The organism is Oceaniradius stylonematis (assembly GCF_003149475.2).
In the GTDB taxonomy this organism is placed as follows: domain Bacteria; phylum Pseudomonadota; class Alphaproteobacteria; order Rhizobiales; family Rhizobiaceae; genus Roseitalea; species Roseitalea stylonematis.
In genome coordinates this window covers 927,122-945,409 of record NZ_QFWV02000004.1, presented here as the reverse complement: position 1 = coordinate 945,409, position 18,288 = coordinate 927,122, and the positions used below count along the sequence as shown (strand labels likewise).

At 63.2% G+C, this 18,288-nt stretch carries 15 protein-coding genes and 1 pseudogene; 15 read left to right on the top strand and 1 reads right to left on the bottom strand.

Going from position 1 to position 18,288, the window contains the following annotated elements:
• The 11 genes and pseudogenes from DEM25_RS08195 (at position 1) to DEM25_RS08150 (ending at position 13,033) form a co-directional block, all read left to right on the top strand.
• Positions 1 to 3,087 (top strand): efflux RND transporter permease subunit, encoded by a 3,087-nt coding sequence (locus DEM25_RS08195; protein WP_196780304.1) that lies wholly within the window; start codon positions 1 to 3, stop codon positions 3,085 to 3,087.
• A 152-nt stretch (positions 3,088 to 3,239) separates the two neighbouring features.
• A complete protein-coding gene (locus DEM25_RS08190) occupies positions 3,240 to 3,878 on the top strand; it encodes an OsmC family protein (protein ID WP_109765387.1) in 639 nt (212 codons plus the stop codon).
• A 39-nt stretch (positions 3,879 to 3,917) separates the two neighbouring features.
• Positions 3,918 to 4,409, top strand: coding sequence for a TIGR00366 family protein (locus DEM25_RS08185; protein WP_109765389.1), 492 nt, complete (start codon positions 3,918 to 3,920; stop codon positions 4,407 to 4,409).
• A gap of 133 nt (positions 4,410 to 4,542) precedes the next feature.
• Positions 4,543 to 4,977, top strand: coding sequence for a DoxX family protein (locus DEM25_RS08180; protein WP_109765391.1), 435 nt, complete (start codon positions 4,543 to 4,545; stop codon positions 4,975 to 4,977).
• A 694-nt stretch (positions 4,978 to 5,671) separates the two neighbouring features.
• A complete protein-coding gene (locus tag DEM25_RS08175; protein ID WP_109765394.1) occupies positions 5,672 to 6,472 on the top strand; it encodes a class I SAM-dependent methyltransferase in 801 nt (266 codons plus the stop codon).
• Positions 6,465 to 7,226: pseudogene (locus tag DEM25_RS18410) on the top strand (prephenate dehydratase domain-containing protein); the annotation flags it as partial. The gene DEM25_RS08175 and the pseudogene DEM25_RS18410, both read left to right, overlap by 8 nt.
• A gap of 342 nt (positions 7,227 to 7,568) precedes the next feature.
• Complete coding sequence (locus tag DEM25_RS18150) at positions 7,569 to 8,999, top strand: FAD-binding oxidoreductase (protein ID WP_109765396.1); 1,431 nt, start codon at positions 7,569 to 7,571, stop codon at positions 8,997 to 8,999.
• Between the two features lie 14 nt (positions 9,000 to 9,013).
• Positions 9,014 to 10,327, top strand: coding sequence for an alpha-hydroxy acid oxidase (locus tag DEM25_RS08165; protein WP_109765398.1), 1,314 nt, complete (start codon positions 9,014 to 9,016; stop codon positions 10,325 to 10,327).
• Between the two features lies 1 nt (position 10,328).
• The gene (locus DEM25_RS08160; protein WP_109765400.1) at positions 10,329 to 11,297 is read left to right on the top strand and encodes an ABC transporter substrate-binding protein; all 969 of its coding nucleotides are present in this window, start codon (positions 10,329 to 10,331) and stop codon (positions 11,295 to 11,297) included.
• A gap of 1 nt (position 11,298) precedes the next feature.
• On the top strand, positions 11,299 to 12,231 hold the full coding sequence (locus tag DEM25_RS08155; protein WP_109765402.1) for an ABC transporter permease: 933 nt from the start codon (positions 11,299 to 11,301) through the stop codon (positions 12,229 to 12,231).
• Positions 12,232 to 12,235: 4 nt separating this feature from the next.
• The gene (locus tag DEM25_RS08150) at positions 12,236 to 13,033 is read left to right on the top strand and encodes an ABC transporter ATP-binding protein (RefSeq protein WP_109765404.1); all 798 of its coding nucleotides are present in this window, start codon (positions 12,236 to 12,238) and stop codon (positions 13,031 to 13,033) included.
• Here DEM25_RS08150 and DEM25_RS08145 read toward each other — a convergent pair.
• Positions 13,020 to 13,406, bottom strand: coding sequence for a YciI family protein (locus DEM25_RS08145; protein ID WP_109765406.1), 387 nt, complete (start codon positions 13,404 to 13,406; stop codon positions 13,020 to 13,022). The genes DEM25_RS08150 and DEM25_RS08145 overlap by 14 nt on opposite strands.
• Positions 13,407 to 13,553: 147 nt before the next feature.
• On the opposite strand from DEM25_RS08145, the gene DEM25_RS08140 reads away from it, so the two are divergent.
• The 4 genes from DEM25_RS08140 (at position 13,554) to DEM25_RS08125 (ending at position 18,227) form a co-directional block, all read left to right on the top strand.
• Complete coding sequence (locus DEM25_RS08140) at positions 13,554 to 14,084, top strand: MarR family winged helix-turn-helix transcriptional regulator (protein WP_109765408.1); 531 nt, start codon at positions 13,554 to 13,556, stop codon at positions 14,082 to 14,084.
• A gap of 66 nt (positions 14,085 to 14,150) precedes the next feature.
• On the top strand, positions 14,151 to 15,068 hold the full coding sequence (locus DEM25_RS08135; RefSeq protein ID WP_109765410.1) for a DMT family transporter: 918 nt from the start codon (positions 14,151 to 14,153) through the stop codon (positions 15,066 to 15,068).
• Positions 15,065 to 15,439 (top strand): RidA family protein, encoded by a 375-nt coding sequence (locus DEM25_RS08130; protein WP_109765412.1) that lies wholly within the window; start codon positions 15,065 to 15,067, stop codon positions 15,437 to 15,439. The genes DEM25_RS08135 and DEM25_RS08130 overlap by 4 nt, the downstream gene beginning before the upstream one ends.
• 262 nt (positions 15,440 to 15,701) lie before the next feature.
• A complete protein-coding gene (locus DEM25_RS08125; RefSeq protein ID WP_109765414.1) occupies positions 15,702 to 18,227 on the top strand; it encodes a heavy metal translocating P-type ATPase in 2,526 nt (841 codons plus the stop codon).
• The last annotated feature ends 61 nt before the right edge of the window (positions 18,228 to 18,288 follow it).

Below are 18,288 nucleotides of genomic sequence, written 5' to 3'. Positions count from 1 at the left end.
TTGACGCAACTTGCATATCGCAATCAGCGCATCGTCTACGCCATCGTTGCGATCTTGATGGCATTTGGCGCCTGGAGCTACTTCAACCTGCCCGCCCAGGAAGACCCTGCGATTACGATCCGCCAGGCCATCGTGCAGACAGCTTATCCGGGACTCAGCCCCGAACGGGTCGAAGAGCTTGTGACCAAGCCGCTGGAGCGCGCCATCCGCCAACTGCCGGAGGTGGAGGAAATACGCTCCAGTTCGGTGTCGGGCCTGTCGATCATTCATGTCGAGGTCTTCGATCGTTACTTCGAGCTCGATCAGATCTGGGACGATCTGCGCGCTGAAGTGCAGACCGCCGCCGCAAGCCTGCCTGACGGCACACGTCCGCCGGTCGTCCTGGACGATACCGGAGATGTCGCCGTGGTTACCGCGGCCCTTCGCTCGCCGGATCATTCCATGGCCGAACTCGGCGACATGGCGACCTATGCGCGCGACCAGCTCTATGCCGTCGACGGGGTGAAGAGCATCGACATCGTCGGCGCCCAACCCGAGCGCATCTACATCGAAAGCCGCAACGCGCGACTGACCCAATTGGGGATCAGCCCTGAAGCGATTGCCCAGACACTGGCCGGCCAGAACATCATTCGGCCGGGCGGCCAGATCGATCTCGGCGAGCGCAGCGTGCTGATCGAGCCGACAGGCGACTTTCGCGACATCGAGGCGATCCGCAACACGCTGATCGAGATTCCCGGCAGTGGTGAGACGATCGCTCTGCGCGACATCGCCGAAGTCAGCCGCAACCTCATCGACCCGGCGCCGCAGACCGTGTTCTACCAGGGCGATCCCGCGATCATGTTCGCCATCGCGCAGCAGGACGGCCGCAACGTGCTTGAGTTCGGCCCTGCCGTTGCGACCGCCCTGGAGGAAATCGAGGCCACGCTGCCTGTCGGGTTCACCATCGATATCGTCACCTTCCAGGCCGATCAGGTCGAGCAGGCGGTCTACGGCGTGTCGTTCAACGTGGTGCAGACCCTGGCGCTCGTCTTGGGCGTCGTCGTCCTTCTCCTGGGGGTGCAGACCGGACTTATCGTCGGCGCCATCATTCCGGTCATCACGCTGGCGACGCTGGCGGTGATGGGCATTTTGGGTATGCCGCTGGAGCGCATGAGCCTTGCCACGCTGGTGATCGCGCTCGGCATCCTTGTCGATAACGGCATCGTTGTCGCCGAGGACTACAAACGTCGCATCGGCGAGGGCGAAGATCGGGACAGTGCCATGAAGAGCATTGGCAGCACGCTGGCCTTGCCGTTGTTCGTTTCGACATCGGTGACGATCCTGGTGTTCCTGCCACTGATGCTGGCGGAACATGTGGCCGGCGAATACACCCGCTCCATCAGCCTGGTCATGGCGATCACGCTCTCGGTTTCGTGGCTGGTTGCGATGATGGTGACCCCACTTCTGTCGCACCGGTTTGCCGCGCCGCCGGAACCGGGCGGCAAGCGCCCGTTCTATGAACGCGCCTTCGATCCGCTGATCGCGGCGTATGAGGTCGGCATTCGGTGGGCGTTGCGCAACCGGTTCGTTTTCCTGGCCGGAATGGTGATCGCGCTGGTCGCCGGCGCCGCCGCGATCGCAACGGCGCCGCAGCGCTTTTTCCCCGGCTCCGACCGGGCGCAGATCATCACCTATTTCGACCTTCCCGCCGACGTGACGACCAATGCCACGCGCGACGAGATCGAGGCCATGCTGCCGACCCTGAACGATGAGCGCTTCGATTGGCTGGTCGATCATGTCGCCTACGTCGGCTTTGGCGGACCGCGTTTCGTCTTGTCGCTGACCCCCGTCGATCCGGCGCCGAACCGTGCCGTGCTGGTGATCAACGTCGACAGCCCGGAGAACATGGACACGGCTGTGACGGAACTGCGCGATCACCTCGACAATGAGTTCGCGCACATCTCCAATCGGGTCACGCGCATGTTCCTCGGACCGTCGGATAGCTCGGTTCTCGAAGTCCAGGTCATCGGCCCGGACCGCGACTACATCTACGCGACCGCGCGCCAGGTCGAGGCAATCCTCGCCGAAGAAATCCCGGCCTCTCGCGACATCAGGCAGAACTGGGAGAACCGCGTCGCCCGCGTCGTCGTCGAGGTCGACCAGGCCCGCGCCCGCCGCGCCGGAGTCACGTCGGCCGATGTCGCCCGCTCCATGTCGGCCTATTTCAGCGGACGGCCGGTTTCCGAGTACCGCGAGGGCGACGATGTCGTGCCCATTGTCGCGCGCGCGACGGCCGGCGAGCGCACAAGCCTCGACCACATCCGTACCCTGTCAATCTTTGGTGCGGGCGGTGCGGTCGTCCCGCTTGCACAGGTCGCCGACGTTGATTTCGTCAATGGCTACAGCCGCATTGAACGGGAAAATCTGGCCCGTACCGTAACCATTGAAGCACGCTCGGACCTGATTGGAGCCGAGGACATGGTGCCCCTCATCGAGGAAAGGCTCGCTGAGCTCGAAGCCTCCATGCCGCCGGGCCACTCGATTGAATTCGACGGCATCATCACGCAGTCCTCGGAAGGGCGCGCGGCGCTTCTTGCCAACATGCCGCTCAGCTTCGGGATCATCGCGCTTCTGCTGATTTTGCAGTTCAACTCGTTCCGCAGGCCGCTGATCCTCATCATGACGATTCCCCTGATCGTCGTCGGTGTCGCCATTGGCCTGCGCGGATTCGGCGCCGATTTCGGCTTCATGCCCATCCTCGGCATGCTGTCGCTGGCCGGGATCGTGATGTGCAACGCCATCGTGCTCATCGACCGGATCGAGATCGAACGGTCTGAAGGCCACTCCGGGATGGAGCCCATCGTCCGGGCCGGCATGCGCCGGCTGAGGCCGATCTTGATGACAACCATCACGACCGTCCTGGGACTTATGCCGCTGATCGTGTCGGTCGATCCGCTGTTCTTCGGCATGGCGACCGTCATGGCCGCAGGACTGACGGTTGGCGCGATGCTGACCCTCGGTTTCGTGCCTGTTGTCTACTCACTGTTCTTCCGCAAGGAACTGGCGGAAGCGCAGGCCGACAGCCCCCGGTGGGAGGCCGCAGCATGAGCGCTCGCTGACGCCGCAACGCAGCGGGCGAACGCGTTCCGCCAGCAAGACATCACTTCAAGAACCGGCCCGGAATCGACCGAGCGGGCGGCCCGTCTTCCGGGCCGGATGGCCGCCCATTGCCACACCTGGCCAAAAAAAGGAGACCAACCATGACTGATGTGTCCTGGGACATGAACGACAGAACGATCGTGCGAAAGATCCCCGATGAACCCCGTCAGAAGACGCTGCCTGACCCGTCACTGGAAAAGGTCAGGCAGGGCGAACGGATGCGCTTCGATGCCCATGTCAACGTGGAGTCCATGCCGGAAGGCAAACATCTCAAGAAGGTGACGGTCTTCTCCAACGTCCCCGATGGGGGGACATGGGAACTGATTTCCGACGAAGGCACGGCCGTTGGCGGCCGCGGCACGGCGCCGTCGCCGCTGATGTACTTCGCCGCCGGCCTCGGTCTGTGTCTGATGAGCCATGTGGAGATGCTCGCCAAGAGCCGCGATTTCGAAATCTCCGCGGCGCGTCTTGAGCAGCGCAGCACATGGACGACCACAATGGATCTGGGTGCCGTCGCGCCTGCCGACATCTACGGCAAGGGCGAGCTGATGCAGCTCAATCTCATCATTGAAAGCCCTGAATCGACACCGAAGATCTCCGAGTTCATCAGATATTGCCGACAAGCGTGCATGGCACTTCAGACCGTGACGGCGGCAACACCTGTCGCCACAGGCCTTTATCTGAACGGCAACCATATCGGCGATGTCGGCGGCACGGGGCCGTTTCCCAAAGCGGCATGACCTTCAAGGCCACATGCCGGCTCGAGCGATGGTACGGCCTTGGTCGGGCCGGCAGGACCCCTTGCCTCGGTTCGCAGCTTCAGCGGTGCTGTAGCCAACGCGATCTCGGGCGTCGGCGGCATACTTATCCAGTTTCCCTTCTATGCCGGCGGGATGGGCATGATGGTCGGCTCCGGCCTGGCGGCCGGATGGACGACGCTGTTCGTCGACCGGGCGGACGCGACCTTCTTGCCGGCACTTGCCTTCCTGAGCGCAGGGCTCGTGAACGTGCTGATGCCCTCCGGCGGTGGGCAGTGGGCGGTCCAGGGGCCCATCATGATCCCGGCCGCGGCGGCCTTGGGCGCCGATCTGCCGCGCGTGGTGATGGCGGTCGCCTGGGGCGATGCCTGGACGGACATGATCCAGCCCTTCTGGGCGCTGCCGGCATTGGCGATCGCGGGCCTGTCCGCACGCGATATCATGGGCTTTTGCCTTGTCACGCTTTTGGTATCGGACGCGATCCTGCTGCTCGGTTCGACCTTTTTGCCCTGACCGGCAGGCGGCGGCCTCCACCGCCGCCCAACCTGGCGTTTCGCCTGCGGAACGCCAGGTTCCAGTCAGGCCTGTTCCAGATCCGCCCGTCTCTTGGCGATACTCACGTCATTGGAACCGAAGGAGGAATGACATGGCCTACACGGATAACATCGATCAGCCGAAGTGGAAGAACCGGGTCGCCTGGGGCGCGCAGGGTCTGCTTGCATTGGCGTTTCTTGCCGCTGGCTCTCAAAAAATCATCGGCACCGAGCCCATGCTGCAGATGTTCGCAGCGATCGGCCTCGGTCCCTTGTTTCAATATGTGACGGGCAGTCTGGAAATCACCGGAGCCGTCATGCTGCTGATCCCGGCCACAGCGTTCTGGGGCGCGGCCCTGGTCTCATGCATCATGGTCGGCGCCATCTACACGCATCTGGCCGTCATCGGCGGCAGCTTCGTGCCGGCGCTGATGCTGCTTCTGCTGGCCTGCATCGTGCTTTGGGTGCGCAATCCCGGGCGCACGCAAAGCAAAAGTCCGGCCGCCGGCGCCAAGACCACAACTCCGGCAGGCCGCATTCGGCTTTGAACGGAAAACAGCCGGCAACCGCGCAGCGTGCGCCTGAGCAAATCGAGAGCTCCGCGCACCCTGCGCGCGTCAGAACCGAACCACCGAGATAGCCAACCCGGAGACGATCCAAGTGAGCGAGGCAGCCAAACCGCTCAGGTCACGCCCTTTGGAGAACTCGACACCCTGCTCGCTTTTGCTGCACCAACAACCGGAAGTGCGGCGCCGCAACCAACCACATCAGCGGCTTTGGCCATCGTCCGGAAGCCGCCATTCGTCCAGCCGAACCATCCTTGCGCGGCCCTCGACAGATCGCGGACAACCGGCGGTTCTTGTGGAACACAAGCGATTTCAATGACCGGTTTGGCGGCGTTTGCTCAAATTTTTTGCACTGCAATATTTAATTGCGAAATGCAATTGACAAGCTAGTTTTTTGCAAACTATCGTTGCGGTCGACGGCCGAGCCAAGGAAATCGCTCCTAAGAAACGCGCAACGTATCCTGTTCCGGCGCGGACCGGTTTTCGCAACGGGACGCGGGCAAAGACCCGGGCGGGTGCGTCGAAAGAAGCCGGGAAGCGGCAGGATCCCGGCGGGTGCCGCCCGCCGACGACCGTCCCGCGTTGCCATGCGGTTGACCGAGGAAGATGGAGGAAACGACACGGCCACGCGGCCAGGAGCGGTCGAAACACGTCTGCAATCAGAAGGACCAGATCGATGTATGCCGATGCAAAGACCGAATCCCAGTCGATTGAATTCATCGGAAAACGATCGTCGGATTATCGGAATGCCCTGTCGCACTACGCCGACGCATGGCGGCCGGACATCGCCTGCATGAAGCGGTTTCTTCAACCCGCGCAAGGCGAGCGCATTCTCGAAGTCGGGGCCGGGAACGGATATTTCAGTGTCGCCATCGCCGATTGCCTGGGGCCGGACGGGCTCCTTGTGGCAAGCGATCCTTCAACCGATCAGTTGGCCGGTATCGAAGCCGAAAGCAGGCACGGCAACATCCGGGTTGTGCCGGCATCGGCCGACACGCTCGCCATCGATTTCCACGGGTTCGACGCGATCTGGAGCCGTGGCGCAATCCATCACGTCACCGACAAGACCGCGGCGTTCACCCGGTTTGCCGAGCTGGCGCGGCCCGGCGCGCGCTTGGCTGTCGCGGACGTCTTCTCCGGAACGGTGCTTGCCAGATATTTCGACAGCTTCATCGCGCGAAGCTGCAGCACGGGCCACGAGGTGGCATTCTTGTCGCGCGAGTTCGCCGAGAGCCTTTGCGCGCTCACGGGCTGGGGAGAGCCCGTCTTTCATGAAGTCGTCACACCCTGGGAGTTCAAGAAGCGCGAGGACATCGGCTGTTTTCTGCAGCTCTTGTTTTCCGCCAAACCCGGCTACAGCGCCGAAGACTGCCTTGAAGCTGCGGATCGGCACCTGAGCGTGAGCCAGACGACGTCCGGCTGGGCGCTCATGTGGCCCATGACCGTGATGACATCGGTCCGGCCGGCACATGGTTGACGGGCAATCTTTGAGGATCCGCGCCATGCGCCGACCCCGGAAGCTGAAAGGACATGGCGACAGACAAGGCGTGCGCCGCAAGCGCTCCCTCTCGCAGGGCCGCCGCAAACCCGATTTGCGGGTTGTTCGCCGATACGGCCATGATACGGGCCGGGGCACGTCGTCACCTCGCCGGGAGCATCCCGCGCTCGGGCGACATGGCGATCTCGGGCGACATGGCGATGCTGCTTGTGGCGGCCTCCGGGCGGCGTCCGCGATGCCCGAAAGTCGAGTGGCGCCGAATGTCGCCATCTATCACGGCAGCGTCGGCGCGTTCGCTCATATCGCCTGCGAAAGCGCCTTCCCCGACGCCAGAAGCATTGCCGGTGACAGTTTGCTCGACGTCGTCGATGCGGTGCGAAGCGGCGCGGCAGACGTCGCCGTCTTGCCGTGTGAGAACGTTCTTGCCGGCCGGGTGCCGGACATTCACATGCTCTTGCCGGAAGCCGGTCTTTCGATTGTCGGCGAGATCTTCCTGCCGATCGAGCTTCATCTGGTTGCCCCGGAAGGCTGGTCGCTTGCGGAGATAAGGCGGGTGCATTCCCATCCGGTCGCGCTGCGGCAGGTGCAGCGCTTTCTGAGGTCAAACGGCCTCTTCGCCGTTGCACAGAGCGATACCGCCACCGCGGCGGCGCTGATCAAACAGAAGGGCGATCGTGCGGACGCCGCCATTGCCTCGAATCTCGCCGCACAGACCTATGGCCTCCAAGTCCTGAAGCCGAACATACAGGACGATCCCTTCAACATGACCCGCTTCTATGTGCTGGCGGCAAAGCCGATCGTTCCGGCGGCGGATCGGCCAGACGTCCTGACCTGCCTGATGTTTNAGGCTGGAGAGTTATCTGGTCGGCGGCCAATTCGTGGCAACCCGTTTCCTGTGCGAGTTCGAGGGCCATCCGGACGGCCCGCCGGTTCGCCGGGCGCTTCATACACTTCGGCACTTCACGACCAGTCAGACCATCATGGGCGTGTTTCCAATGCACAGCGCCGGGTCGAGAACCCGTGCCGACCGCGACCTGCCGACCAACGAGCGCAGGTCGAAACCGGGGCTTTCCCGATGTCAGCCTTGAACTCACCTCGCACCGACGAGAACGATCCGCTGGCAGATGTGGTGTCGGCGCTCAAAGCGATGCTGGGCGACCGCCTGTCCACCTCTGCGGCCATGCGCCAGCACCATGGTCAGGACGCCAGCTATCTGCCGCCTTATCCGCCGGATGCGGTTGCCTTCCCCGAAGACGCAGCCGAGGTCGCCGCCATCGTCGCCTTGTGCCACGACCACGATGTTCCGGTGATCGCCTTCGGTACGGGGACTTCGTGCGAGGGGCATGTCGCGGCTCTGCACGGCGGTATTTGCCTGGACATGTCGCAAATGGATGCGATCGGCCCGGTGAGCACCGCCGACATGACGTGCGTCGTCCAGCCGGGAGTGACCAGAAAAAAGCTGAACGCCCATCTGCGCGACTGTGGCCTGTTCTTTCCGGTGGACCCGGGCGCCGACGCTTCCATCGGCGGAATGATATCGACCCGTGCCTCCGGTACGATGGCCGTGCGGTACGGCACCATGAAGGACCAAATCGTCTCCCTGGATGTCGTCCTGGCCGACGGGACGCAGATGCGGACGTCAAGTTCGGCGCGCAAATCGTCGTCCGGATACGATCTGACCCGGCTTTTCGTCGGTGCCGAAGGCACCCTTGGCGTTATCGTCTCCGCCACATTGCGGCTTCATCCCGTTCCCGAAGCTGTCGAGACCCTGTTGATCGCTTTTCCGTCTCACACCGGAGCGATCGACTGCGCGATCGAGATCATGGGTGCGGGCATCCCTGTCGCCCGGATCGAATATCTCGATGACGTCCAGATCCGCGCCATCCAAGCCCATTCCGACCTCGGGCTGACCTCCGGCGAGACACTGATCGTGGAATGCGCCGGTGAACCTGACAGCGTTTCGCGCCAGACCGCGTGGATTGCCGAAATCGCCGCCGAACATGCGGCGGCGCGGATCGACACGGCCCGTCTTCCCGAAGAACGCGCGCGCATCTGGCGGGCCCGGCACGACGCATGGTGGGCCGCACTGGCGCTGCGGCCGGGCGCCAAGGGCATTCCAACCGACAGTTGCGTTCCCGTCTCCCGGCTGGCGGAAGCCATCGCCCTCGCCAAACAGGACTGCGCGCAGCTCGGGCTCACGGCACCGATCTGCGGTCATGTCGGCGACGGCAATTTCCACATGTGCGTCATCTTCGATCCGGACGCGCCGTCCGAACGCGAAAAGGTCGACGAGCTTCTGCGGCGCTTGTCGCGGCGCGCCATCGCCCTTGGCGGAACGATCACCGGCGAACATGGGATCGGATATGGCAAGCGGGCTTATCTTGCCGAAGAACATGGCGCTGCCGGCGTGCGCGCGATGGCGGCCATCAAGCGGGCGCTTGACCCGCGCGGCATTCTCAATCCCGGAAAAATCGTGGAAGCCGGCGATCTGCCGCCTTTTGAGTAAGAGGCATCGGTCCGATGATACATGGCCAACACTCCATTGCCGATTTTCGCGAAACAGCCCGCCGGCGGCTTCCCCGCTTCGTCTTCGACTTCATCGACGGCGGAAGCGGAACGGAAAACACTTTGGCCGAAAACCGGACAGCGCTTGACCGGGTCCGTCTCGTCGGCTCTGCGCCAACCGACATCAGCTCGTGTTCGCAGTCGGTGAGCCTTTTCGGTCAGCGCTATGACCGTCCGATCATCATCGGTCCGACAGGACTGGCCGGCGCCGCATGGCCATGCGGGGACGTCGATTTGGCCCGCGCCGCGTCCGCCCACAACATTCCATTTGTCATGAGCACGGCCGCGACGGCCACCATGGAAGCGGTCGCCGCCGCCGGCAATGGCGCCAAATGGTTCCAGCTTTACATCTTCAAGGATCGGGCGGTCAGCAAGCGGCTTGTCGCCAAGGCACGCGATCTCGGTTTCGGCGCGCTCGAGGTGACGGTCGACAATGCCATTCCCGGACGCCGTCTGCGCGATGCGAAGAACGGCTTTTCTTTGCCGTTCCGCTGGTCACCGGCAAAGCTGGCGAGTCTTGCCGCCCATCCCGGCTGGAGCCTGCGGACGGCGCGCGCCGGCCCGCCAAGACTGGAGGTCATGGCGGCCGAACTCGGCCTGGAGAAGGCCGACACGATCGCAGAACTCATGCAGGCCCAGCTCGATCCTTCCGTTGATTGGGAAGACATCAAATGGGTGCGCGACGCCTGGGACGGTCCGCTGGTCGTCAAAGGCATGCTCGATCCCGGCCAGGTTGCCAAGGCATTGGAGATCGGCGTCGACGGGCTGGTCATATCCAACCATGGCGGGCGCCAACTCGATGGCGCGATCGCCACGATCGACATACTGCCCGAGTTCCGGGCCGAGTGCGGATCGAGGCTCACCCTTCTCGTCGACAGCGGCTTCCGGACGGGCTCGGACATTGCCCGTGCACTCTGTCTTGGTGCCGATGCCGTCCAGGTCGGCCGCGCAACGCTCTACGCCCTTGCGTGTGGAGGCGAGGAAAGCGTCAGTCATGCGCTGTCCATCCTCGGAAGCGAGCTCAACGTCGCTCAGATGCTGATGGGGGCGCGGACGGTCAAGGACTTCGACCAGTCCATGGTGCGGTGCCGCTTGGCACCCGAAAACCCCGAACCGACGGCGACAGCCGCCGCCGCGCCGCGGCAGTCGGGCCACCTGTCGACGGCTGCCGAAAACACCCATGGCGCCCTGCCCTACCCCGCGCCTCAAGCTTCGCGGAAACGCGAGTTCCAAGCGTCCAGCAAAACAAACAGCGAAAGGATCATCTGATATGTTTCGAAAGAAAGCAGCAAGCTTCGCCGCGGCGGCACTGATCTCGGCGGCATGTTCGGTTGCCTCGGCAACCGAGATGACCCAGGTCGCGATCACCTACATCATCGATCATCCTGCGATCGACGCGGCGCGCATGGGCATCGTCGATGAATTGGAAGCCCACGGGTTCAAGGAGGGCGAAACGCTCGAACTGCGTGTCCAGAGCGCTCAGGGCAGCATGCCCACGCAGCTCCAGATCGCAAAAGAGTTCGCGGGACTGGAACCCGATCTGCTCGTCGCCATCAGCACACCTTCGGCCCAGGCGCTTCAAAGCACGGCCGGCGACATCCCGCTTCTCTTCGCGGCCGTCACCGATCCGGTCGGCGCCAAGCTGGTCGAGAGCATCGAGGCACCGGGCGGAAATATCACCGGCACGACCGACAAACAACCCTTCGGACCGACATTGGCGCTGATCAAGACGCTTGTCCCCGACGCAAAGAGGATCGGGGTCATCTACAATGCCGGCGAAGCCAATTCCGTGTCCCAGGTCGCCGCACTGAAGGTTGAACTGGAGGCGCATGGCCTCGAGATCGAGGAAAGCACCGCCTCCCAGACGGCGATGGTCGCCGATGCGGCCCTCAGCCTGGCCGGGCGTGCCGACGCCATCCTCATCCCCACCGACAGCACCATTGTGGCAGCGGTGGAGAGCGTCGTGAACGTTGGCGAGAGGGCGAAGATCCCGGTCTTCGCCAGCGACACGGATTCCGTCGAGCGCGGTGCGCTGGCTGCCCTCGGTTTCGACTATTACAAGCTCGGGCGCCTGACCGGCGAGATGGCAGTGCGTGTGTTGAACGGGGAGAGCCCGGCGGCGATCCCGGTGGGAGCGCTGGACACGCAGGACCTTTACCTGAACACAAGCGCCGCAGCCGCAATGGGCGTGACACTTCCCGATGACATTCTGGAGCAAGCCACGAAAGTGATCCAGTAAGGTGAGCGCGCTAGCCGTCGCCGGCGCCATTGAAGCCGGCCTTCTCTTCTCCCTTGTGGCGCTCGGGGTTTATCTCTCCTTTCGCGTCCTCAACTTTCCCGACCTGACGGTCGATGGCAGCTTCCCACTCGGGGCTGCCGCGACCGCTGTCGCGATCATTCATGGCGTCAATCCGTTCCTTGCGACGGTCATAGGTACGTTCGCCGGCTGTTGCGCTGGCTTCGTGTCGGCCTTTTTGAACGTCCGGTTCCGGATTCTCAATCTGTTGGCCGGCATCCTGACCATGGTGGCCCTCTACTCGATCAATCTGCGGGTGATGGGACGACCGAACATCTCGCTATACGGCGAGAACACGATCTTCACCGCGTTCGAGGGGGTGATCGATCTCGGGATCTGGACGACCAGCGCGATCCTTCTGGTTTTCGCAATTGCCATGAAACTGCTCGTCGACTGGTTCCTGGGAACACAGGTCGGCCTGGCGCTCAGGGCCAGCGGAGAGAACCCGGCCATGGCGCGCGCGCAATCGGTCAGCAACGGACGCATGACGATCATCGGCATGTCGGTGAGCAACGCCCTTGTCGGGCTGGCCGGCTCCCTCTTCGCCCAGAGCCAGGGCGTCGCCGACGTTTCGCTGGGCATCGGTACGATTGTGACCGGCCTTGCCGCATTGATCATCGGCGAAACCCTTCTGGGCTCGACAAAGGTCTTCTGGGCGACGCTTGGCTGTCTCATCGGCGCGCTTCTCTATCGCCTGTTCATCGCCGCCGCCCTCAGCGCGGGATTTCTCGGCATTCAGGCGCAGGACCTCAATCTCGTCACGGCCGTTGTTGTCGCGATCGCCGTCATTCTTTCCCAAGCCAGGCGAAACAGCCGTTTCAAGTTCTGGCCAAAGATGCGGAGCCTGCTGATGGATACGCAACCGCAGAAAGGGTGAATTCGTGCTCAGTGTTTGCGATGCCTTTTTGACGTTCAACCCGGGAACGCCGCTGGCGGTTCCGGCACTGCGCGGTGTGGATCTCGACGTGGAGGAAGGCCAGTTCGTCACGGTCATCGGCACCAACGGCGCCGGCAAGTCCACGCTTTTGTCAGCCATCGCCGGAGATGTCCGTCTCGACAAGGGCGGCATCTATATCGACGGTCAGGAAGTCACCAATTGGCGCACGGAGCAGCGGGCCAGCATGATCGGGCGGGTTTTCCAGGAACCGCGCGCCGGCACCTGCAGCGGCCTGACCGTGGAGGAAAACCTCGCCCTTGCGGCAAGCCGCGGCAGCAGGCGAAGCCTGCGCAATGCGCTGGGCCGGGGCGGCCAGAGGCGCCGGCTGGCCGACCAGCTCTCACGGCTCGACATGGGGATGGAAGACAGGCTCGGTGCGATGGCCGGAACGCTTTCGGGAGGACAGAGGCAGGCACTCAGCCTGCTGATGGCGACCCTGCTGCCGATGAAGATCCTCATTCTGGACGAACACACCGCCGCGCTTGATCCGGGCGCCGCAGCGACGGTCCTCGATCTGTCGGCGGAAATCACCGGAGAGCAGAAACTGACAACTCTCATGGTGACGCACAGTATGCGCAACTCGCTCGATTACGGCGACCGTACCATCATGATGAACGGCGGCCGCATCCTGCTCGATGTTCATGGTGACGCGCGGAAGGGCTACGACGTTCCGGACCTGCTCGATCTTTTCAAGAAGACCACCGGCACCGAGGTCGAAGACGACCAGCTCATCTTGTCCTGACCGCGCCGGCCCCGTGGCGCGGCCCGGAAACCGGATGCCCCCGAAGTGCCGCGCGCTCACGCGCCAGTTCTTTCATCAGCAGGCCGGGCGGGTTTTCTGGGACCATCTGGCGAAAACGGCTGATCCTCAACTCCGAAAACAACCCCGCCCGCGAATAGGGTTCGGCATCCAGAAACGCCTCGACAGCCTCGCGCGTGTCGTAGGACAGCACCATCAGACTGCCGATCACCTTCGACCCATCCTCGTTCTGCAACGGGCCGCCAAATGCCACCCGCTCATTGTGCGCGATCATGTATTCAAGGTGTTCGGCACGCGTGCGCCGGCGAAGGTCTCCGGCATCCTGCCGGTCGATGCAATGGACGACAAATGGCATGTCCGATCCTTTTCGATCTGGCGTTTCCCGTTCCGCAAAAGCACGTCACCTCTTGGTCATCGGTCTTTGACGGATTAAGCCGTTGCCCGAGCGGATTAAAAAGGATACGCTTGCATTATGCAATTAATTAGCACTCAAAAATCGAAAATGGACGACGGCCAGAGCCCGATCGATCCGGACGCGACACTTCAGCTGGAAGCCTGGCTCCCCTACCGGCTTTTCCGCATTTCCGCCCGCGTTGCGGATGTCCTCAACGCGTTTTACGGACCCAGGTTCGGCCTGTCCCGGTCCGCATGGCGTACGATGGCGATCATCGCGAACCGGCCCGGCGTCAGTGCCAAGGAAATCTGTCAGGCTGGCGGCCTTGACCAGTTCGCGGTGTCGCGCGCGGTCAAGCAATTGGTGGAACTGGGCTTCGCCCAACGCCAGACTGGCCGCTCCGACCGGCGATATGCCGCAATCGAGCTCTCGGAGACCGGCTGGGCCGCCTTCAGCGAGATCTCCGGACTTGCGGAACGTCTCGAAACCGAGCTGGTCCATGCGGTCTCGCAGGAGGAGCTGGACGTCTTGAACGGCATACTGGCCAAACTTGACGACGCCAGCGCGGGCATTCTGGCGCGCGGATGGCGTGGCGTCAGGGAAGCGCCCGAGGCGCAAGAGCCGAAATCCGAAGCTTGAGCAGGCCATCCCGAACGCAAAGACGTTCCGTCCGCGTGCCATGGCCTGCCGGAACGAAGGAGGAGCATGAGCGCGTTTCTTTTTGTTGCGATGGCGGTTCTGTGGGGGAGCAGTGCCATCGTGACCGGTCATCAGGCAATCTCCGGCGCTCCTGAGGTTTCGGTTGGATACCGAATGGCGCTCGTCAGCCTTGTCATGTTCGGCTGGAGCATAGCGCGCGGCGAGAAGATCGGGCTGCGGCCAATCGATCAGCCTTGGGTTGTGGTCCAGGGGGTCCTGTTTTTCGGCCTGGCCTTCATCACCTTCTATCATTCAACGACGCTGATCACCTCCGGCATTTCGGCGCTGGTTCTTTCGACATCCTCCCTGTTCGCGGCCGTCGTGGGTTGGCTGTTCCTGTCGGCGCCGGTCACCATGCGCATGCTTTTCGGCATCATGTCCGGCATCGCCGGCCTTGCCGTCATTGCGATGCCGCAGCTTCTGGCGGTGTCGTCCGGCCCTCAAACGATGGCTGGCGTTGCATTTGCCCTGGCGGCGGCGGCATGCACCGGATGCGGCACCGTCGTTGCCATGCGAAACCAGCAAGCCGGGATACCCATATCAGTGCTCATGAGCTGGGCAGCGCTTTTTGGCGCCCTGTTTTCGTTCGCGCTGGCGCTGTTCGGTGACATGAGCTTCAAGGTCGACATATCCGCGGCATATCTTGCCGGGCTGGCCTACTTGGCGATCATCGCGTCCTGCGTGACGTTCTTCATGTATTTCAGCCTCGTCCAACGCATCGGCCCGGCCAGCGCGTCCTACACGCTGGCGCTCGTGCCGGTGGTTGCGCTGCTTCTGTCGGCCCTGTTCGAGAATCTGACGATCGACGGCTATGTGATCGCTGGCGGCATCGCGGTTCTCTTCGGCAACATTCTCGTCCTCAGCGCTCCGGCAAGACAGCCCGCGCCTGCAAAAGTTGTTCAGGGAAAGGAGAAACCCTTGTGAAGAAGCAAGTCTTCGGCGTTCATCCCGTGGTCCCGCTCTCCTCGGCCGTCAGGGCGGGCGACTTCATCTTCCTGTCCGGCCAGGTGCCCTTCGGCCCTGACGGCACGCTCGTCGGCGGAGACATCGAAACGCAGACCCGCCAGGTGCTCGACAACATCGCCGCCGCGCTTGAGCAGGCCGGCGCGTCTTTGGATGATGTCGTGAAGACCACCATCTGGCTGACGGACCGGAACGATTTCGTGCGCTTCAATGCGGTTTATGCGCAGTACTTCCCGCATTTGCCTCCGGCGCGGTCCTGCGTCGGCGCGCCTTTGATGGTCGACGCGAATGTGGAGATCGAGGTGGTGGCCTACCGCCCGGCCCCCTCATAGGGGCCCGCCGCCAAGTGGCGTCTGCGACGCCATGACTCAAGACCGGGTTTTCACGCGTTGGATTGGGGGACGCCCGTCGCGGGACATGTTTCCGATGTGAACTGCATGTGAAGCTCCTCAGTTTGCCGCATGCACAGACCGATACGGTCTCAAACCGTTGCAAGGTCAACAGCGAAAAAACCGCACCCCTCTCCCTTGACCTTCCAGTCGTTGGAAGCCCTATCTTGCTGTGCGAGCGACATGTTGAAGGGAAGGAAAGGCGATGAATGCGCCGGCAGAAAAACACTCGCAAGACAAAGTGAGTTTCCCGATCGAGGGGATGAGTTGCGCTTCCTGTGTCGGCCGTGTCGAGGCAGCGTTGAAGGCGGTCCCCGGCGTCGAACAAGCAAGCGTCAATCTTGCAACAGAACGAGCCGAGATCGTGCTGGCTGCCCCGGTCGCACGGGATGTGCTGGCCGATGCAGTGCGGGATGTCGGCTACGACGTTCCGGCTGGCTCGGCCGAATTGTCGATTTCCGGCATGACGTGCGCGTCATGTGTCGGCCAGGTCGAAAAGGCGCTGAAGGCCGTGCCGGGCGTGACCGGTGCCGTGGTAAACCTTGCAACCGAGCGAGCGAGTGTCACGGGCAACGCTGATATGAGCGCGTTGGTCGAGGCCGTGGCCCATGCCGGCTATGACGCCAAACCGATTGACCGCAGCGGCGATGAGCACGCCGAGACCGTCGCCCGCAAGGACGCCGAGGAAGCTGCGCTCAAGCGCAGCGTGATCCTTGCAGCGCTGCTCACGGCACCGGTTTTCATCCTGGAGATGGGCCGTCATGTCATTCCCGGCATGCATGAACTGATCATGACGACGATCGGCATGCAGGCGAATTGGTACATTCAGTTCGGCTTCACCGCACTCGTCCTGTTCGTCCCCGGCATCCGTTTTTACACCCACGGCTTCCCGGCCCTGCTTCGCGGCGCGCCCGACATGAACAGCCTTGTTGCCGTCGGCACGTCGGCGGCCTTTCTCTATTCGGTTGTCGCGACCTTTGCGCCAGCATTGCTGCCGGCCGGAACGGTGAACGTCTATTTCGAGGCCGCCGCCGTCATCGTCACGCTGATCCTGCTCGGTCGATATCTCGAAGCGCGCGCCAAGGGACGCACATCCGAGGCGATCAAGCGTCTCGTCGGACTTCAAGCCAAGACGGCACGTGTTCGGCGCGATGGCAAAACCACCGAAATCGCGGTGGCCGATGTCGCACCGGGCGACATCGTCGAGGTGCGGCCAGGCGAACGCGTGCCAGTCGATGGCGCGGTGATCGAAGGCGAGAGCTATATCGATGAATCGATGATCACCGGAGAGCCGGTTCCGGTCGCCAAGTCGAACGGCGCCGAGGTTGTCGGCGGCACGGTCAACCAGACAGGCGCGCTGGCCTTCAAGGCGACCGCCGTCGGTGCCGATACCATGCTTGCCCAGATCATCCGCATGGTGGAAGAAGCGCAGGGATCGAAATTGCCGATCCAGGCGCTGGTCGACCGGGTAACGCTGTGGTTCGTCCCGGCAGTCATGATTATCGCGGCGCTGACCTTTGTCGTCTGGCTGACGTTCGGGCCGGAACCGGCGCTGACATTCGGACTGGTCAATGCCGTGGCTGTTCTGATCATCGCATGCCCTTGCGCCATGGGTCTGGCCACGCCGACCTCGATCATGGTCGGCACCGGACGCGGTGCGGAAATGGGCGTTCTGTTCCGAAAGGGCGAAGCGCTTCAACTCCTCAAGGAGGCAAAGGCAGTCGCGCTCGACAAGACCGGGACGCTGACGGAAGGCAAGCCGGCTTTGACCGACCTCGAACTGGCCGAAGGCTTTGAACGCGATGACGTGCTGGCGCGGATTGCCGCGGTGGAATCCAGGTCCGAGCACCCGATCGCCCGGGCCATCGTCGAAGCGGCCGAGACCGAAGGGCTCGATCTGCCGAAGGTGACAGGCTTTGACTCCGTGACCGGTTTCGGCGTGAAAGCGGAGGTGAATGGCGCGCGCGTCGAGATCGGCGCTGACCGGTTCATGACCAGACTTGGCCTCGATACGGCCCTCTTCACTGAAACCGCCGACCGGCTCGCCGACGAGGGCAAGACGCCGCTCTATGCGGCTATCGGCGGAAGGCTTGCCGCCATCGTGGCGGTGGCCGACCCGATCAAGCAGACCACACCCGAGGCGATCAAGGCACTGCACGATCTGGGCCTGAAGGTGGCGATGATCACCGGCGACAATCGCCGCACGGCAGACGCCATCGCGCGCCGTCTGGGCATCGACGAAGTGGTGGCCGAGGTGTTGCCCGACGGCAAGGTGGAAGCGGTCAAGCGCTTGAAAGCCGAGCATGGCAGACTGGCCTTCGTCGGCGATGGCATCAACGATGCGCCTGCGTTGGCGGAGGCCGATGTCGGGCTTGCCATCGGCACTGGAACCGATGTTGCCATCGAAGCGGCCGACGTCGTGCTTATGTCCGGCAGCCTGAAAGGCGTGCCGAACGCGATCGCGATCAGCCAGGCGACGATCCGCAACATCAAGCAGAACCTGTTCTGGGCGTTTGCCTACAACACGGCTCTGATCCCGGTTGCAGCGGGCGTGCTCTACCCCGCCTTCGGCTTGCTTCTGTCGCCGATCTTCGCCGCCGGTGCCATGGCGCTGTCCAGCGTCTTCGTTCTCGGCAATGCGCTGCGATTGCGCGGGTTCAACGCCCCCATGGAAGCGGACGCGCCTGCCAGTGCACCAGCGCCAAGCCCCCGCCTCGCCCCGGCGCAATAGCCAAGGCGCAGCGCACGGGTCATGCAAGTGACGCGGGTGCCGAGGACATTGAGGATATTGA

What these genes read in the sequence shown, in the direction of transcription:
- DEM25_RS08145 (WP_109765406.1), bottom strand. Translation starts at nt 13,406, where the DNA reads ATGCCATTTGTCGTCCATTGCATCGACCGGCAGGATGCCGGAGACCTT.
- DEM25_RS08180 (WP_109765391.1), top strand. Translation starts at nt 4,543, where the DNA reads ATGGCCTACACGGATAACATCGATCAGCCGAAGTGGAAGAACCGGGTC.
- DEM25_RS08140 (WP_109765408.1), top strand. Translation starts at nt 13,554, where the DNA reads ATGGACGACGGCCAGAGCCCGATCGATCCGGACGCGACACTTCAGCTG.
- DEM25_RS08190 (WP_109765387.1), top strand. Translation starts at nt 3,240, where the DNA reads ATGACTGATGTGTCCTGGGACATGAACGACAGAACGATCGTGCGAAAG.
- DEM25_RS08160 (WP_109765400.1), top strand. Translation starts at nt 10,329, where the DNA reads ATGTTTCGAAAGAAAGCAGCAAGCTTCGCCGCGGCGGCACTGATCTCG.
- DEM25_RS08135 (WP_109765410.1), top strand. Translation starts at nt 14,151, where the DNA reads ATGAGCGCGTTTCTTTTTGTTGCGATGGCGGTTCTGTGGGGGAGCAGT.
- DEM25_RS08175 (WP_109765394.1), top strand. Translation starts at nt 5,672, where the DNA reads ATGTATGCCGATGCAAAGACCGAATCCCAGTCGATTGAATTCATCGGA.
- DEM25_RS08125 (WP_109765414.1), top strand. Translation starts at nt 15,702, where the DNA reads ATGAATGCGCCGGCAGAAAAACACTCGCAAGACAAAGTGAGTTTCCCG.
- DEM25_RS18150 (WP_109765396.1), top strand. Translation starts at nt 7,569, where the DNA reads ATGTCAGCCTTGAACTCACCTCGCACCGACGAGAACGATCCGCTGGCA.
- DEM25_RS08165 (WP_109765398.1), top strand. Translation starts at nt 9,014, where the DNA reads ATGATACATGGCCAACACTCCATTGCCGATTTTCGCGAAACAGCCCGC.